Below are 15,599 nucleotides of genomic sequence, written 5' to 3' on the forward strand. Positions count from 1 at the left end.
ATGAAAATATACGAAGCTATATATTATTATTTACTATCTCCTAAAGAGGCTATAAAAAAAGATTTAAAATTAGAGTATGCTTTAATAATATATTTAATAGCATCTATTAGTATATCAATATCAGCTTTAATAACTATTGGAACTAAAACTTCTGTATTAAAATTATTAATACTTGTTTTTGGAATATCTGCTTATATTGCAATATCAAATATACTAAAAATAGCTATTATTAATTTAACTACTACGCTTTTAAATATATCTAATGAAAACTATATCAAAAAATTCATAAAGAATTATTTTGCTATATATGGAATATTTATTTTTATTTTACCAATAAGCTTAATTTTTATAAAAAGTTCTGCCTTATTTTTTATACAGTCTATTAGCTTTATAATATTTCAAATATATTATTTTTTCATATCATATTATAATATAAAGGAATCTTTTAATATAAATAGCTCATCAAAAGCATTTATAATTTTACTTTCTCCTATTATAATAGATTATTTAACATATATATCTTTAATTATATTAATATTTGGAGTTTTTATAAATAGTTTATAATTTATTGTTATGAAGAAGATAAAGAAATATATTATATTAGAAGCTATAGGTCCTTTTATAGCAGGAGTGCTTTTTTTTACATTTATATTTGTAATACAGCTTTTACCAGAATTATTTAAGCTTATATTAAACAATGGGGCACCTATATGGACTTCTTTAGAGATATTTGTTTATATGCTTCCATTTAACGTAGCAATCACTATACCAATGTCTATACTAATGGCTGGTATTATGGGGTATGGAAGACTTTCTTCTGATAATGAAATAATAGTAATGCGTGCTTTAGGTTTTTCTCATATGAGAATATATGCACCTATTATTATACTTGGATTTTTTACTTTCTTATTTTCTTTGTTTTTTAATAATGTTGTAATGACTGAATCAAATTATAGATATAGGGCTTTATTTTCTTATATTATTAATATAAGACCTTCTATAGCAGTTGGTAAATTAGAGTTTGCTTATATATCAGACATTAATTTATCGATTGGGGCATACTATAGTGATAATAACGGAATGTCTAATGTTGTTATTTATGATGGTAATTCTCAGGCTAGAAGAATTATTACTGCTAAAAGCGGAAAGTGGAAAAACAATGAGGCTAATTCTAAAGTTATAACATTAACTCTATATGACGGAATAGTTCAAGAGATGCCTGTATATGGATTTGTAAGCAATGACTTTACTGTCTTTGATGCTATGGATATTAATATAGTGAGGAATGTCAGTAAATTAAATGACCATGAAAGAGGACTTAGAGAAATACCAGCATGGGAGATAAGAAAAAAAATTAATAATACTTTATCTAGCTCACTTGAAACTGTAACAAATCAAATAAGCAATATGATATTAATGGCATATTCAAACTCATTTATAACTAATTTAGACGGTGCAACAAACATAATATTAACAAATGCAAATGTATCTCTTAGCTCTTTTTCAAATACATATGTAACAACAAATTATGCTGAACTGGATAGATTAATAAAAACTGCTGAAAAAGAATCTGTGCCATATTTTTATTACGTAGAGTTTCATAAATTTATATCAATACCAGCTGCTTGTTTGTTTATGGTATTTATTGGAGCTCCTTTGGGTATAGTTGGTAAAAGAAGCGGTAGAGGCTTTGGATTTGGTCTTTCTGTAATAGTAGTAGTAGTATATTATATATTAATTACTGTAGCAGAAATTATAGCAGGAAACAGAAAAGTGCCTGGATTTGTTGCTATGTGGTTTCCAAATATAGTATTGGCCGTCATAGGAGGATTTCTTATGATACGCTCATTCTTTAGTAAAGGAAAATAATAATATAGTTATTATAATTTCAAAATATTTAATAAATTATTTATTATAATAATAAGATTTGCTATAATAGATTCTTTGATAGATGTATATTTTTTCATTCTTATAAAAAGTAAAAGAAATTCAATTAGTAATATTTTTTATATATTATGTGTTTTATAAAATATATAAAAAAAGGAATAGATTATATATTAATCTACTCCTTTATAATATTTATAAAACTTTTAAGGCAATATAAATCCAGATTCCTCTTCACCAAACATATCTCTATAATTAACTCTCACCTTTAATGACCTATACTGACCTTTTTCTAAATTATTTTTAAAGCTATTGAAATAAATAAAATATCTTCCAAAATTAATATTTTTTATATTCATAAGTTCATTAGCATAATTAATAGAATTGTCAGCATTTATACTATAGCCATAAGTAGATTTAGTCATTAAATCATAGAAATAATTTGTTTTATTAACTCCAATATAAACTTGATTCAATGAAACAGCATTATTTTTAGCATAGTTATATAGGTCTGTAAAATCCATCATAGAAAATACAGTATCATCAGGGTCGCTTACTGAGAAGTTAATGATAGCAGTCTTCTTAAAACTATTTGCAGAAAGTCTAATAGCCTCATAATAAGCATTATCTAAAGCTGATATACCGCCTACAAATCTAAAATTATTAGCATTTTCTAATATTCTTAAATTAGCAGCAGAATATCCGTCAGATTTATAAACCTCATCATTATAATGTATAACCATTACTTCATCATTATTAGTTAAACTCAAAGTAAAATTACTAATCTCTTCTTTTATTCTACTTTCATAAGGTTTAGCAGCAGCACTGTCTTCAATAAGGAATATAAACCTATACTCATGAAGCTCCGGAGCATCATACATTCCAACTTTAGCGTATATATTATCATTTTCTATAACTTCAAAGTTCTCAGCAGTAAGACCAACAATAGGATTAGTAAGTCTGTCGCGTACAGTTACAGAAGCAACAACAACAGGATATTTATTTAAATATTCTCTGTCAATAAATACATCTAAATTAGCATAATACTCTTCTTTTCTTGTATAAACATCTATTCTTCCAGATAAAAAGTCTGTAAGATAAATACTCTTATTAGCATCTTCAGTTACAGATGTAGGAGTAGCAGTATATCTCTCAGAATTATTAAACAAAGTAAAAATATCATTATTTATATCATAATAATACACCCTGCTTCCATCAGCTATAAACAAATTTCCATCAGAAGCAAAAGATAATCCTCTAGGCTCATTAAACAACTCATGCTTAATAGTAGAAATATAATTGCCATTTAAATCGAATTTCTGTACTCTCTTATTACCCATATCCGCAACATAAATATAATTATTATCAACAACTATACCCGCAGGAGAAAAGAACTCTCCATCATTCTCACCCATCTTTCCAAAACTATCTAAATAATTTCCATTAACATCAAACACTACAATTCTATTATTTCCAGTATCAGATACATATAGCCTTCCTCCATTATCAGCATATAATGAAGAAGGACCAAGAAGCTGACCATTGCTTATGCCAGTGTTTCCTATATTTGTAATATAATTTCCGTTATTATCATATTTAAATATTTTATCTCTTTTAGTGTTTGCTATATATATATATCCGTCATTATCAATAGTGAATCCTCTAGGATTTTCTAATTTCTCATAAGGATAAACTCTTGTTACAAACTGTATAGCCTTTCTCCACCAACTATTTTGCTGCTCTTCCAATCTTTTGCCATTTGATATTTTTCTTATTAAGTTTCCGTTTACATCAAATTGCTTTAATGAAGAATCGCTATAATCTAATACATACAAAGTACCGTCTTCAGCCATTTCTATTTGTATAGGCTGATTAATATTTTTTAAGAAATTAGCATTTGTAGAGAAGTTTTTAAGATAAATAAAATTGCTTAAAGTATCTTTAGTCTCTTCGGCAACATTTGCAGTATAATATTTATTAATTTTAGAAAGTATTATAGGGTCTTGATAACCCATTCTAGTAATATTCATCCATTCATTAATAGCAAGATTCATATATCCAGCCTTATATAAAGCTCTGCTATACCAATATCTAATAAACTTATCCATTGGATTTGTATTAAGAGAAGTTCTAAAGCTAGCTATTGCTGCATCATAACGTTCTTGATTATAATAATGTACACCTCTGATTAATTCTCTGTAGGAGTCGTAGCTATCTGTGTTTACATAATACGGGGTTTTGTCTAAGGGGTATGAAAGCGATACAGTTAACAAAAAAAATAACCATAAACGCTAGAAGTTTTACTCTCATAAATCCTCTTTTTTTTAGTTTATTTTATGGTTTTTAAATAAATTATATTATAATAATAAAATAATAATGATAACAAAGCCCACTATCGGGATTGAACCGATGACCCTCACCTTACCATGGTGATGCTCTACCTGCTGAGCTAAGTGGGCACTTTTTCATTTTTATTATAAAATTACAGACTAAAAAAGTCAAGCAAAAATAATATGTTTACTTTATATAGCCTATAATATTTTTAACATAATTTTTAGTTTCATCTATATTAGGTATTCTTTGTAATTTATCTACCAAAGAAGGACCCGCATTATAAGCAGATAAAGATAAATCTAATCTGCCGTCATATCTATTTAGCATTTGTGATAAATATTTAGTACCAGCCATTATATTAGTATAAGGGTCTTTAAGCATCTCTTTATCAGTTACTCCAAGACCAACTCCTGTAGAAGGCATTATCTGCATTAAACCAATAGCTCCCTTGTGGCTAACAGCATTAGGCATATAGTTTGATTCTTGCTTTATAACTGCCTTAATTAAATCTTCAGGTACAGAATATTTAGTAGAAGCTTCTTTAATGATATCATCATAAGTTGATGGGAAAGATGCTTTTTTATAGGCATTTAAAGCTTTAGAAAAACTATTGCTGGCATCATCATATACACCAAAAGAAATTTTACCATTAAATGCTTCGTTATTACTAGTATTTATTTTTTTATTGCTTGCTTCTACAGTTGCTGCAACATTATCAGTTTTATTTATATTATCTAATTGACTATTATTTTTTACAGAGTTTTCTGCAATAGCTTCATTTAAATGCTCAGAAAAAGGCTTTGTAGGAGGAGTTGTATTAAGCGGAGCAAAACCTAATTGATTAAATCTCTCTTGAATCTCCCCTATTCTAACATGTATTCTTTGTACTGCCTCTATCATAAAAAAATCCTTAAATTATTTTAATTGACATAATAGTCATTTTTCCATTCATCTAATTTAGACTGCTCTTCTTTATTCATTAACTTTTTATATTCCAACAATTTTTTCTCTTTCAATATTTCAACAGCCCTTCTCTGTCTAGTAGCCTCTTGTAAAACATTCTGTCTTTTTCTAAGCTCAATTCCTATTTCAGACATCTTCCTATCATGTATTGCTATTTGAGAGTTTAAAGCAAGCATATATTCTCCCAAATAAATACTCATATTAATCATCTCGCTAGTGTCTTCAATAGAGTCTACTATTTTTATACCGTCATTTATTTTTAAAATGCAATTATCTTTACCCTCTTTTTCTTTGTTATATAAAGCAGAAACCTCCGCAACTTCGGCCTGTTTTTTTTTCTCTATGTTTTTTCTAAGTTTATATAAAGGCTCAAGTTTAAAATCAAATCTCTTCATAATCTTCTAACACTTAAATTATAATATTACAACACTGTCTTCCTGTTTAACATTATCGGAAATTTCTTTATAGTCATTTGCACTTTTTACATCGCCATTATTAAGTAAATCCTCTTCTATTTCATTTTTAGAATAAAACATAGAAAGCAGATTTTCTTTACTGTCTGCAAAACTAGAAAGCTCATACATATCCTGCTGTAAATACCTATCCATCAAAGGTTTATATTCTATAGCCCTATCAACTTCAGGCATACTTCCCTTAGCATAACCGCCAATCATAATAAGCTCTTTAACTTCATTATAATCAGCACTCATTTTCAAAAACTCTCTAGCAGCTTTTTTATGCATATTAGAAACAACTTCATTCATAATCCTAGATATGCTTTTATTTATATCAATAGCAGGGAAATGTCCTCTATTAGCTAAATCTCTAGATAAAACAATGTGCCCGTCTAATATACCTCTCACAGCATCAGTAATAGGCTCGTCCAAATCATCACCTTCAACCAATACATTGTAGAAAGCTGTAATTGTGCCTTTTGAAGAAGTACCAGTTCTCTCTAATAATTGTGCTAATTCTGAAAAAACACTAGGAGTATATCCTCTTGTAGTAGGAGGCTCACCTCTAGAAAGCCCTATCTCTCTTTGAGCTAAAGCAAAACGAGTTACAGAGTCCACCATAAACATAACATCTTTGCCTTGGTCTCTAAAATATTCGGCTATTGTAGTAGCAGTATATGCAGCACGTACTCTTAAAAGCGGAGCATCATCGCTAGTAGCAACAACAACTACACTTCTTTTTAAGCCCTCTTCTCCAAGGTCTCTTTCTATAAAATCTAATACCTCTCTTCTTCTCTCACCAATTAATGCAATAACATTAACATCAGCATTAGTGTTTCTTGCTATCATAGATAAAAGCGTAGATTTACCAACACCCGTACCGCTCATTATAGCCATACGCTGACCCTTGCCAACGGTAAGAAGCCCGTCTATAGCACGTACACCTGTTTGTATATTCTTTTTAATTCTTGGTCTATTTAATGGATTTACAGAAGTATGATTTATAGGTATAGGAGTTTCATAAAATTTATGTCCGCCGCCGCTTAAAGGCTTACCCATACCATTTAATACAGTACCTAAAATCTTCTCAGAACAAATAATAGATAAAGGCTTATCAAAAGAATAAACCATATTTCCAAAAGTAATACCGTTTACACTTCCGTAAGTAGAAAGTAAAACATCTTGATTTCTAAACCCTATAACTTCAGCATCTATATATGTATCATCATTTTTGTATATACGGCAAATATCTCCAAGCTTTGCAAAAGGACCTTCACTCACAACAAGAGAACCTATAACCTCTTTTACCTTACCGCAAAACTTGAGCATTGCAACATCATCAACAACCTTTCTGTATTTGTCAAAAGAGTCATGTATCTCTCTAAAAGAATGCTCTCTCTCACCCTCTATTTTTCCGCCTTCAAACATAAATAAACCTTTTTATATATAGTAGTTTTTTCTTAATAATTAAAATCCTTTTATAGGCTCTACTTCTTTTATAGCAGTTTCTATTTCATTTAATTGAGTGTTAATTCTAGCATCAATGTCGCCGAAATCAGTTTCTATCATACAACCGCCCACATCAACATTAGGGTCTTCTAATACAGTAACACCCTCAATCTTATCAAGCATCTGATAAAACTCATCTTTATGCCTTGCAGAAATCTCTAAATCATCAATATTTACTCTTATAGTGATTTTAGTTCTTCCTTTAATTCTTCTTAATGCCTCTTGAATATTCCTTATTACTATACCCTTGTCTTTTTCTGTGAGCATTTTTACTACTCTCTTAGCAATAAGTATAGCAACTTCTATAAGCTGAGCTTCTGCTGTATCTATTATTTCATTTCTCTTATTAATAGTTTCAGCTAATATCTTTTTTAACTTTTCATTAAGTTTAGTTAAATCATTATTGCCGTCAGCAAAAGATTTTTCAAAGCCTTCATCATAACCTTTAGCATATCCTTCTTTGTATGCAGCTTCTTTTATAGATTCAGACTCATTTTGTATTCTTTCTTTTTCAGCATTAGCATCTTGTATGATTCTTGAAGCATCTACTTTAGCCTGTTCAGACATAATATGAACTTCATTTTGCTTAGCTTTAAAAATTTCAAAAGCCTGATTTTTAGCATCTTCTATAATTCTCTGAGCCTCATCAGCAGCCTTTCTTCTCATGTCTTTTAAATCTTCTTCCCACTGAGCTCTAAGTCCAGCAATCTCTGCCTCAATCTCCTCTATAGAAGGACCATGATACTCTTCCTGTTCTTCAAAATCTATCTCCTCTTGAAGCTTATGATGAGGTACAGCTATATTAACTTTCTGAGTAAGTTCAACAATACTTTTAGCCTTAAAAACCTTTTCTGGCATAATTAAAACTCCTAATTAATAATCAAAATAAATACACATCAAACAACCATTTCATCTTCACCAGCACGAGCCACAACAATGTCTCCCTGCTCTTCAAGCTTACGAATGATATTAACAATCTTTTGCTGAGCTTCTTCAACGTCTTTAAGACGAACAGGTCCCATAAAGTCCATATCCTCTTTAAGTAAAGCAGCAGCACGTTTAGACATGTTTCTATAAACTTTATCTTGAGCATCAGAATCAACACTCTTAAGTGCTTTAGCCAAATCACTAGAGTCAACTTCACGAAGTACTTTTTGTATAGCTCTATCATCAAGTAAAACAATATCTTCGAATACAAACATACGTTTCTTGATTTCTTCTGCAAGTTCTGGATCGTCTTCTTCCAAACTCTCGATAATACTTTTCTCTGTAGACCTATCAACACTGTTAATAATTTCAACTATAGAATCTATACCGCCTGCAGAAGTAAAGTCTTCACTAGCAAGTGTAGAAAGTTTTCTCTCAAGTACCCTTTCAACCTCTCTTAAAACCTCTGGAGAAGTTCTGTCCATTGTAGCAATTCTCTTAGCAACATCAGGCTGTATTTCTGAAGGCAATGCTCCTAATATGCTTGCAGCTTTTGGAGCTTCCAAATATGCCAAAATAAGTGCTATAGTTTGAGGGTGCTCACCTTGTATAAAGTTAAGCAAGTGAGCTGGGTCTGTACGGCGTATAAAATCAAATGGTCTTACTTGTAATGAAGAAGTAAGTCTGTTTATTATATCGCTTGCCTTCTGGCTTCCTACAGATCTTTCAAGCAAGTCTCTAGCATAATCTATACCGCCTTGAGTTATAAAGTCTTGAGCTATCATCATCTCTTGGAATTCTCTAAATACAGCATCTTTATCGGCAGATTCAATATTCTCAAGTCTCGCAATATCAAATGTGATTTGCTCTATTTCCTCTTCGCGTAAATGCTTAAATATCTCACTAGAAGCTTCCATTCCCAAAGAAACTAAAAATATAGCAACTTTCTGACGTCCGCTTAATACGCGTTGTTTTTTTTCTTTTTCATTATTAGCCGTAGCCATACTTAAACTCCTATTAAAATTTATAACTCAATATTTTTATTTACTTATTTATCGTCTGCCATCCAAGTACGTAGCAATTGAGCAACATCCTCTGGTCTCTCATGACTCACTCTTATAACCTCTTCCATTAATTTCTTACGAGCTGCATCTTCTAAGTTAATCTCACTCATAGGCTCTTCATTAGCATTCATCATAGCCTGTCTGCGCATTTCCATTTGCTTACGCTCAAGCTCTTCTTCTCTAAGTCTGCGTCTTCTAGCAAGCTCTTTCTGTATAGATCTGATTATAAGCACTAATATAAACAATGCTAATAATCCTATCATAGAAATTATAAGAACTCTCTTTATAAAGTTATTTCTTAATAATTTAGCATCTTCTGCATTAAATCTATCCCAATGGTCAAACTGAATATGTGTTACGCTTACTTGGTCTCCTCTTTTTAAGTCATATCCTATAGCAGCTTGTACTAATGCTGTAACATTTTTTATCTCATCAGCAGTTACTGGGTGATATTCTCTTAAATAGCTAGAACCATTAGTTATTATAGCATTACCATTAGCATCATAAACCTTTGTCCATCTTCCGTCTAAAGCAACTGCAGCTGATATTTTACCTATCTGATAGCTTCCTTTCTTTATAGCCTCATATCTTTTACTTAATTCATAGTTATCTTGGCTATCTGTTTTTGTGTATGTTTGCCATCTGTCTGTTTTATCTTTATATCCAGGAGGAACATTCTCTTCTGCACCAGCTGCTCCTTGAGGTATAAATTGCTGACCTTTCCAATCTTCTGTTACTGTACGGCTTGATACTTGAACTTTGTTTGTAAATTGGCTGTCATCATAAGGTGTTGCTGGGTCATCTTCTTTAAGTATTATAGGAAGTACTAAATTATTTGTTATACTAATATCGTCCCATATAAGCTCTAATGCTATTGTTGTTTCTACTCTGTTTGTATATATTCTTCCTAATGTTTGTCTTATTTTGTTTTCTATCTTTTTTCTTTCTCTATCAACTATTTTTAACTCTTCTTGAGCTACTTTTAATTTTAAGTTAGCAGCTTCATCTGTAAAATCAGTTAATACATAGCCTGTACTGTCTGTAATTGTTACAAACTCAGGCTTTAATTTATCAACACCCATAGCTATTAATTGCTGTAAACCTCTAACTGTTTTTGGGTCTCTTAAAATTTCTTCTTTAAAAGGCTGAGCTTTGATTACTACTGATGCTGTAACTGGTGAATCTACATCTGTTAAATATTCTTTTTTAGGGAATGCTAAATCAACTGTAGCCTCTTGTACAAAATCTAATTTAGTTAAAAGCTGTGTTATTGCCTTTGTTAATGATCTTCTTTTGTTAATATCCAATTCTGCATCTGTTATACCAATACGAGGAGCATCAAATAATTCCCAACCGTCTACTCCCATTGGCATTCTGCCTTCTTTTACCAATTCTAATTCAGCTTTAGCTTTATCAGCTTCATTGTTTAATGTAATAAATCCATTTCTATATTGATACTTTATATTGTTTGCATCCAAAACAGCTATAACATTTCTTGCATCTTCTTGTGTTAATGCATTTTGAAATAATAATGTACCTGCCCTTCTAGAAGTAAAAAATACTGTAGCTACTATTGCTCCCAAAGCAACTACTAATACCCCTATGAGTATTGCTTTTTGTACTTTTGTAGTTTTTGCGAAAATATTTTTTACTTGCCCAATTAATTTATTCACAAAATCCATTAGAATACCACCTTAAAAAGTTCTCTTTATCTTGTATCGGATATAGTTATGTTTACTTTATAAAAAAATTATGTTTATTTCCAAATTTTTTATATATTTTATATATTAGTTTACATAATTATTTTTGTCAATAAGTAAACATAATATTTTTGACCCTTTATATTACTTTTTTCACTTTTTAAAGGTTTTGCTATCATTTTTTAAGATTTTTATAAATTAAAGATTTTGTATATAATTTTCAACCAAATCTAAAGCAAATAGCACGCTTAACTCCCTAATATTGTCTCTGTCGCCATAGAATATATTTTTATAAGCTTTTATATAATTTTCTGCAGCTATACATACAAATACCAATCCAACAGGCTTATCTTCAGTGCCTCCATTTGGACCAGCTATGCCGCTTATTGCTATTGATATATCACTATTCATTATTTTTTTGCTATTTTCTGCCATTTCTAATACGCACTCTTCACTAACCGCACCATATTTTAATAGAGTTTCTTCTTTCACACCTATCATCTTATTTTTTATTCTATTAGAATATGTTACAAAAGAGCCCTCAAAGCATTCTGATGAACCGCTTACAGATGTTATATAAGAAGAAAAAAGTCCTCCCGTACAAGACTCGGCAGAAGTAATCTTTAATTTCTTTTCAATAAGAAGTTTTACTACATTTTGAGATTTTACTTTTATTCTATCCATAAACATAAATCCTAAACAAAAATAACCTGCACCAAAAACATATATACAACTGTACCTAAACCTATACTAATAAGAACATTTCTTTTAACAATTTGAAAAACAGCTACTACAATTATAGATATTATTTCAGGCAAGCCATATGGGAATTTTATTATATTTATATCTTTTATGCAATATATTACAAGAAGTGCTATCATAGCATAAGGCATTATATCGCCTAAATATTTAATATATCTTCTCTCAGCAACGGACTTTCTTATTATTATAAAAGGACAAAAATCCTTAAAATAGCCGTTGCAAAAACAATTATTAATGCAGTTATAAAAAGTTCTTTATTAGTCATTAATTTTACCTTCTTTATGCTTATCAAAATTATAACTAACGCTTATCACTATAAATATTAAAATCATAGAAAGCACTATAAATATATTAGTTTTAAATATCAAAATAGGTATAGAACATACAAGCCCTATAATAGCCCCTTTATGATTATTATCACTGTCAAGCCATTGCTCTACAAATATCACAACAAATAAAGCAGTTAAAACAAAATCAAGTCCCTTAGTATTAAATTTAACAATATTGCCTATTAAACAGCCAATCAAAGTACCCAAAGCCCAATAAATATAATCAAAAAAAGAAACAAAAAATAAAAACGCTTTTTTATTTATATTTTTAGGAACATTGCCGCTGCAAAGTATAGAAAAAGTTTCATCGCTTAAAGAAAATATTAAAAACGGCTTTAATAAACCAGTCCCTTTATATTTACTTACCATTGATATACCATAAAAAGACATTCTTGAGTTTACCGTTAATGTTAATATAAAAGCATATATAGGATTAAAAGGAGCTAAAAACAAATAATTTATAGCAACATACTGCATACTTCCACAGTAGGCGGCCATACTCATAAACATAGCAAGAAAAGTACTAAAACCCTTTGCCTTCATTAATATTCCATAGGCCATACCTAAAAATAAATACCCTATAAGAACTGGTATAGTCTTTGGAAAAGCATATTTTAATGTAGAAACTAATTCTTCTTTATTCATTATTTTTATATTTTTTTTAATTATTTATTAAATTATTGAATAGATATCATAATTAAATATAAATTTATGTCAATATTATATTTTTGATTTTATATTTTTTACTTTATTTTCATCGGTATATTTAACACTAAACTCAGGCGGTCTTAAACTTGCCCCCATAAACACGTTTTCATTTCTATATTGCATAACACTTTCAACTGTTTTGTTTGCTGTCATATGATATTCATTTGCTTTAACAGTGTCATTTATATATTCAATATTTCTTTCGTTTATTCCGCTTCCTGGCATTATTATTATTTTATCATTATATTTTTCAACCAATTCTTTTAATTTTATTATACCGCTCATAACATTAGCCTCACCTCCTGAAGTGAGTATTCTCTCAAAACCAAGCGATATAATATCCTCACATGCCTCGTTTAAATTAGAACTTACATCTATTGCCCTGTGAAAAGTAGCTTTATTAGTTCCCCATAAATCTAATAATTTAGAGCATCTTTCTTTATCAACTTTTCCTTCTTTAGTAAGTATGCCAAATACTATGCCGTCAATTTTTAATTCTTTCATGAGTTTTATTTCTCTTTTCATTATTTCAAACTCAATATCATTATAACAAAAATCTCCGCCTCTCGGACGCACCATTGCATATATCGGCGTATTTACTTTTTCTCTTGCCAATTGCAAAACACCATAACTAGCAGTTGTGCCTCCTTCAAACATATTGCCGCAAAGCTCAAGTCTGTCAGCTCCGCCTTTCTCAGCATTAATGCATGATTCTACACTGTCCACGCATATTTCTATTTTTTTATTCATATAAAAATGCCTCTAAAAACATTAAATAAAACATATAAATTATACTAGAAAATTACTAATTGTCAAAAACTATGCTATAAAATTAAATATTTATAAAAAAGAATATTTATTTATTATTAACTTTAACTTTAAAGAATTTTATCTGATATTATTTTTTATGTAAAGATTAAAACAATATATAAAGTTATTAAAATAAAAAAATTACACAATAAAAAGGGACTGACAATAATATATCAAGCCCCTTTTTTAATGTTATTTCAAAACAATGTAGTTTTACTTAGAATCATTATTTATTTAAAGAAGGTAAATACCAAGTTATACCGCTATTAGCACCAAACGCAATAGGTAAAGTAGTACTTTGATCTTGTAATTTTGGAACACCATTGTTTACATCCATTTCGAAGTACCATTCTAAAGCAGGTATAGGTCTTACATAAACCTCTCCGTAAGCAGACCAATATACACTATGTTCAAGTTTGCCTCCTTGTTTTCCGTAATCTTCAACTCTATAACCTATACCAGGTTCAAATATAAAGTTAACTATATCTGTATTTACAGTTAAAGATATACTAGGAAGTATTCTTAAATCATAAGGGTTTCTGTCATAAGCTTCTTGACCAGCAGTTGCCTCAGCAGCACCAGCTACTGTCCAAGCTTTAATATCGCTAGTATAGCTTCCGCCCAAAGTTCCAACTATAGCAGTTTTTCCTTTAGCATCTAAAGCAGAAGCAAAGTCTACTCTTAAGAAAGGATTAACTGTTACATTTTCTATTACTGTATTTAAGAAATGAAGTCTTAATTGGAAGCTAAGATTTTTTGCAGAGTAATTAACTGTACCCTCTTTATATGAATTTTGACCATAATTAAACTCAAATCTAATATAGTTGAAAGCATCTATTCCAGTATAGTATCTTATCTGAGCAGGTATGCTTAAACCAAAATAATCAGTTTTTCCATTATTAAGGTCAGCTTTAGAGCTTATACTTACAGGAACTGCTACTCTTAAATTATTATTTACAGCATTGAATACAAATACAGGTGTATGAGCATCAACATTACCACCTGCAGCATTATTATAAGTGTAGTTATAACCAACACCTACTCCAAAACCATCTCCAGTATATCCTATACCGCCGGATACAGTAGCTTCTAAATTTTTATTTCCTTTGGTTGTAAAAATCTGACCTGTCAAACCTGTATTAGCTTTGAATCCAAATGTACCTTTAACGGTTCCATTTCCCAAGGTAAATCCTACCTGATTCATTCTAGCTCTTAACTGATTTCCATGAATTAGGAAAAATAGCCAGGTATTGTCGGCACCATACATACCAAATACAGAACTTGCTGCCAAAATAAATACAGCTGTTACTGTTAATAAAAACTTTTTCATTTTTTACTCCTACTTTTTTAGCTTATATTTGATAGTTTAATAAAATAAAAATTGTAATTCAAATTTTTTTATAATTTTTTTAGATTTTTGATAAAAAATACAAAATTTTTTAGATAAAAATAAAAAATGATTTATTAATAAATATTTAAATTTTATATATAATATAATTGAAACTTGAAATGCTATTTAAAATTACAGATTGTTTTGCTTTTTATAAAGAATGCATAATAAAAAAGAGCTTTTATATATAATGATATATAAAAGCTCTTAATTTTTCATTATTTTTTTAATAACTCTGATACTATCTCATCAAGTTCTTCAGGTTTTACCCTAGGGTCATAACGCCCTACTATATTGCCTTGCCTATCTATTAAAAATTTACCAAAATTCCATCTTATTTTATCAACACCCTCTTCAGTTGGTTTTTCGGTTCTTAAATAAGTAAATAAAGGGTCAGCATTTTTGCTATTAACTTTTACTTTATCAAATAACTTAAAAGTAACGCCGTATTTTTCTTTTCTAAACTCAGCAATTTCTTCAATAGGCTCTTTTGCCTGTCCGCCGAATTGATTACAAGGGAAGTCTAATATTTCAAAACCATCTTTTTTATATTTTTTGTATAAATCCTGCAACGCAGAATATTGTTTAGTAAACCCTCATTTAGTTGCACTATTAATTATAAGTAAAACTTTTCCTTCATATTTTTTTAATTTTACATCTTTGCCTTCAGCATCTTTTACTGTATAGTCATATATACTCATCTATTAAACTCCTTATTTAAAAAAAGCATACCTTTAACAAATAAAGATATGCTTAATTTCTAA

General features: G+C 29.5%; 14 protein-coding genes, 1 tRNA gene and 1 pseudogene. 2 read left to right on the plus strand and 14 right to left on the minus strand.

What is annotated here, in order from left to right; translation table 11 throughout:
* Positions 1-564 carry a hypothetical protein gene (locus BPP43_RS04390; protein WP_013245008.1) on the plus strand — a complete coding sequence of 188 codons (564 nt, stop codon included), beginning with the start codon at positions 1-3 and terminating at the stop codon, positions 562-564.
* A 9-nt stretch (positions 565-573) separates the two neighbouring features.
* On the plus strand, positions 574-1,869 hold the full coding sequence (locus BPP43_RS04395) for an LptF/LptG family permease (RefSeq protein ID WP_014932814.1): 1,296 nt from the start codon (positions 574-576) through the stop codon (positions 1,867-1,869).
* A 221-nt stretch (positions 1,870-2,090) separates the two neighbouring features.
* Here the strand turns inward: BPP43_RS04395 and BPP43_RS04400 are convergent, their stop codons facing one another.
* The 14 genes and pseudogenes from BPP43_RS04400 to BPP43_RS04465 form a co-directional block, all read right to left on the minus strand.
* The gene (locus tag BPP43_RS04400; protein ID WP_015274289.1) at positions 2,091-4,157 is read right to left on the minus strand and encodes a 6-bladed beta-propeller; all 2,067 of its coding nucleotides are present in this window, start codon (positions 4,155-4,157) and stop codon (positions 2,091-2,093) included.
* Positions 4,158-4,270: 113 nt separating this feature from the next.
* Positions 4,271-4,343, minus strand: a tRNA-Thr gene (locus tag BPP43_RS04405).
* Positions 4,344-4,401: 58 nt separating this feature from the next.
* Positions 4,402-5,118, minus strand: a complete 717-nt coding sequence (locus BPP43_RS04410) for a lytic transglycosylase domain-containing protein (protein ID WP_015274290.1) — start codon at positions 5,116-5,118, stop codon at positions 4,402-4,404.
* Between the two features lie 20 nt (positions 5,119-5,138).
* On the minus strand, positions 5,139-5,576 hold the full coding sequence (locus tag BPP43_RS04415; RefSeq protein ID WP_013245004.1) for a flagellar FliJ family protein: 438 nt from the start codon (positions 5,574-5,576) through the stop codon (positions 5,139-5,141).
* An 18-nt stretch (positions 5,577-5,594) separates the two neighbouring features.
* On the minus strand, positions 5,595-7,064 hold the full coding sequence (locus BPP43_RS04420) for a FliI/YscN family ATPase (RefSeq protein ID WP_013245003.1): 1,470 nt from the start codon (positions 7,062-7,064) through the stop codon (positions 5,595-5,597).
* Between the two features lie 39 nt (positions 7,065-7,103).
* On the minus strand, positions 7,104-8,003 hold the full coding sequence (gene fliH / locus BPP43_RS04425; protein ID WP_013245002.1) for a flagellar assembly protein FliH: 900 nt from the start codon (positions 8,001-8,003) through the stop codon (positions 7,104-7,106).
* Between the two features lie 38 nt (positions 8,004-8,041).
* The gene (fliG, locus tag BPP43_RS04430) at positions 8,042-9,076 is read right to left on the minus strand and encodes a flagellar motor switch protein FliG (RefSeq protein ID WP_013245001.1); all 1,035 of its coding nucleotides are present in this window, start codon (positions 9,074-9,076) and stop codon (positions 8,042-8,044) included.
* Positions 9,077-9,120: 44 nt separating this feature from the next.
* Positions 9,121-10,818 (minus strand): flagellar basal-body MS-ring/collar protein FliF, encoded by a 1,698-nt coding sequence (gene fliF, locus BPP43_RS04435; RefSeq protein ID WP_014932810.1) that lies wholly within the window; start codon positions 10,816-10,818, stop codon positions 9,121-9,123.
* Between the two features lie 216 nt (positions 10,819-11,034).
* Positions 11,035-11,520 carry a CinA family protein gene (locus BPP43_RS04440; RefSeq protein ID WP_013244999.1) on the minus strand — a complete coding sequence of 162 codons (486 nt, stop codon included), beginning with the start codon at positions 11,518-11,520 and terminating at the stop codon, positions 11,035-11,037.
* Positions 11,521-11,531: 11 nt separating this feature from the next.
* Positions 11,532-11,863 (minus strand): annotated as a pseudogene (locus BPP43_RS04445) (branched-chain amino acid transporter permease).
* Positions 11,856-12,572 (minus strand): AzlC family ABC transporter permease, encoded by a 717-nt coding sequence (locus tag BPP43_RS04450; RefSeq protein ID WP_015274292.1) that lies wholly within the window; start codon positions 12,570-12,572, stop codon positions 11,856-11,858. The pseudogene BPP43_RS04445 and the gene BPP43_RS04450 overlap by 8 nt, the downstream one beginning before the upstream one ends.
* Before the next feature lie 75 nt (positions 12,573-12,647).
* On the minus strand, positions 12,648-13,385 hold the full coding sequence (locus BPP43_RS04455) for a copper homeostasis protein CutC (RefSeq protein ID WP_015274293.1): 738 nt from the start codon (positions 13,383-13,385) through the stop codon (positions 12,648-12,650).
* A 286-nt stretch (positions 13,386-13,671) separates the two neighbouring features.
* Complete coding sequence (locus BPP43_RS04460; protein ID WP_015274294.1) at positions 13,672-14,775, minus strand: hypothetical protein; 1,104 nt, start codon at positions 14,773-14,775, stop codon at positions 13,672-13,674.
* Positions 14,776-15,053: 278 nt separating this feature from the next.
* Positions 15,054-15,536 (minus strand): glutathione peroxidase, encoded by a 483-nt coding sequence (locus tag BPP43_RS04465; RefSeq protein ID WP_081445697.1) that lies wholly within the window; start codon positions 15,534-15,536, stop codon positions 15,054-15,056.
* Between the last annotated feature and the right edge of the window lie 63 nt (positions 15,537-15,599).

Origin of the sequence: Brachyspira pilosicoli P43/6/78 (assembly GCF_000325665.1) — a bacterium.
Lineage (GTDB): Bacteria > Spirochaetota > Brachyspiria > Brachyspirales > Brachyspiraceae > Brachyspira > Brachyspira pilosicoli.

Coding starts and splice junctions, on each gene's coding strand:
- BPP43_RS04410 (WP_015274290.1), bottom strand. CDS start 5,118: ATGATAGAGGCAGTACAAAGAATACATGTTAGAATAGGGGAGATTCAA.
- fliF (WP_014932810.1), bottom strand. CDS start 10,818: ATGGATTTTGTGAATAAATTAATTGGGCAAGTAAAAAATATTTTCGCA.
- BPP43_RS04390 (WP_013245008.1), top strand. CDS start 1: ATGAAAATATACGAAGCTATATATTATTATTTACTATCTCCTAAAGAG.
- fliG (WP_013245001.1), bottom strand. CDS start 9,076: ATGGCTACGGCTAATAATGAAAAAGAAAAAAAACAACGCGTATTAAGC.
- BPP43_RS04420 (WP_013245003.1), bottom strand. CDS start 7,064: ATGTTTGAAGGCGGAAAAATAGAGGGTGAGAGAGAGCATTCTTTTAGA.
- BPP43_RS04455 (WP_015274293.1), bottom strand. CDS start 13,385: ATGAATAAAAAAATAGAAATATGCGTGGACAGTGTAGAATCATGCATT.
- BPP43_RS04415 (WP_013245004.1), bottom strand. CDS start 5,576: ATGAAGAGATTTGATTTTAAACTTGAGCCTTTATATAAACTTAGAAAA.
- BPP43_RS04460 (WP_015274294.1), bottom strand. CDS start 14,775: ATGAAAAAGTTTTTATTAACAGTAACAGCTGTATTTATTTTGGCAGCA.
- fliH (WP_013245002.1), bottom strand. CDS start 8,003: ATGCCAGAAAAGGTTTTTAAGGCTAAAAGTATTGTTGAACTTACTCAG.
- BPP43_RS04440 (WP_013244999.1), bottom strand. CDS start 11,520: ATGGATAGAATAAAAGTAAAATCTCAAAATGTAGTAAAACTTCTTATT.
- BPP43_RS04450 (WP_015274292.1), bottom strand. CDS start 12,572: ATGAATAAAGAAGAATTAGTTTCTACATTAAAATATGCTTTTCCAAAG.
- BPP43_RS04395 (WP_014932814.1), top strand. CDS start 574: ATGAAGAAGATAAAGAAATATATTATATTAGAAGCTATAGGTCCTTTT.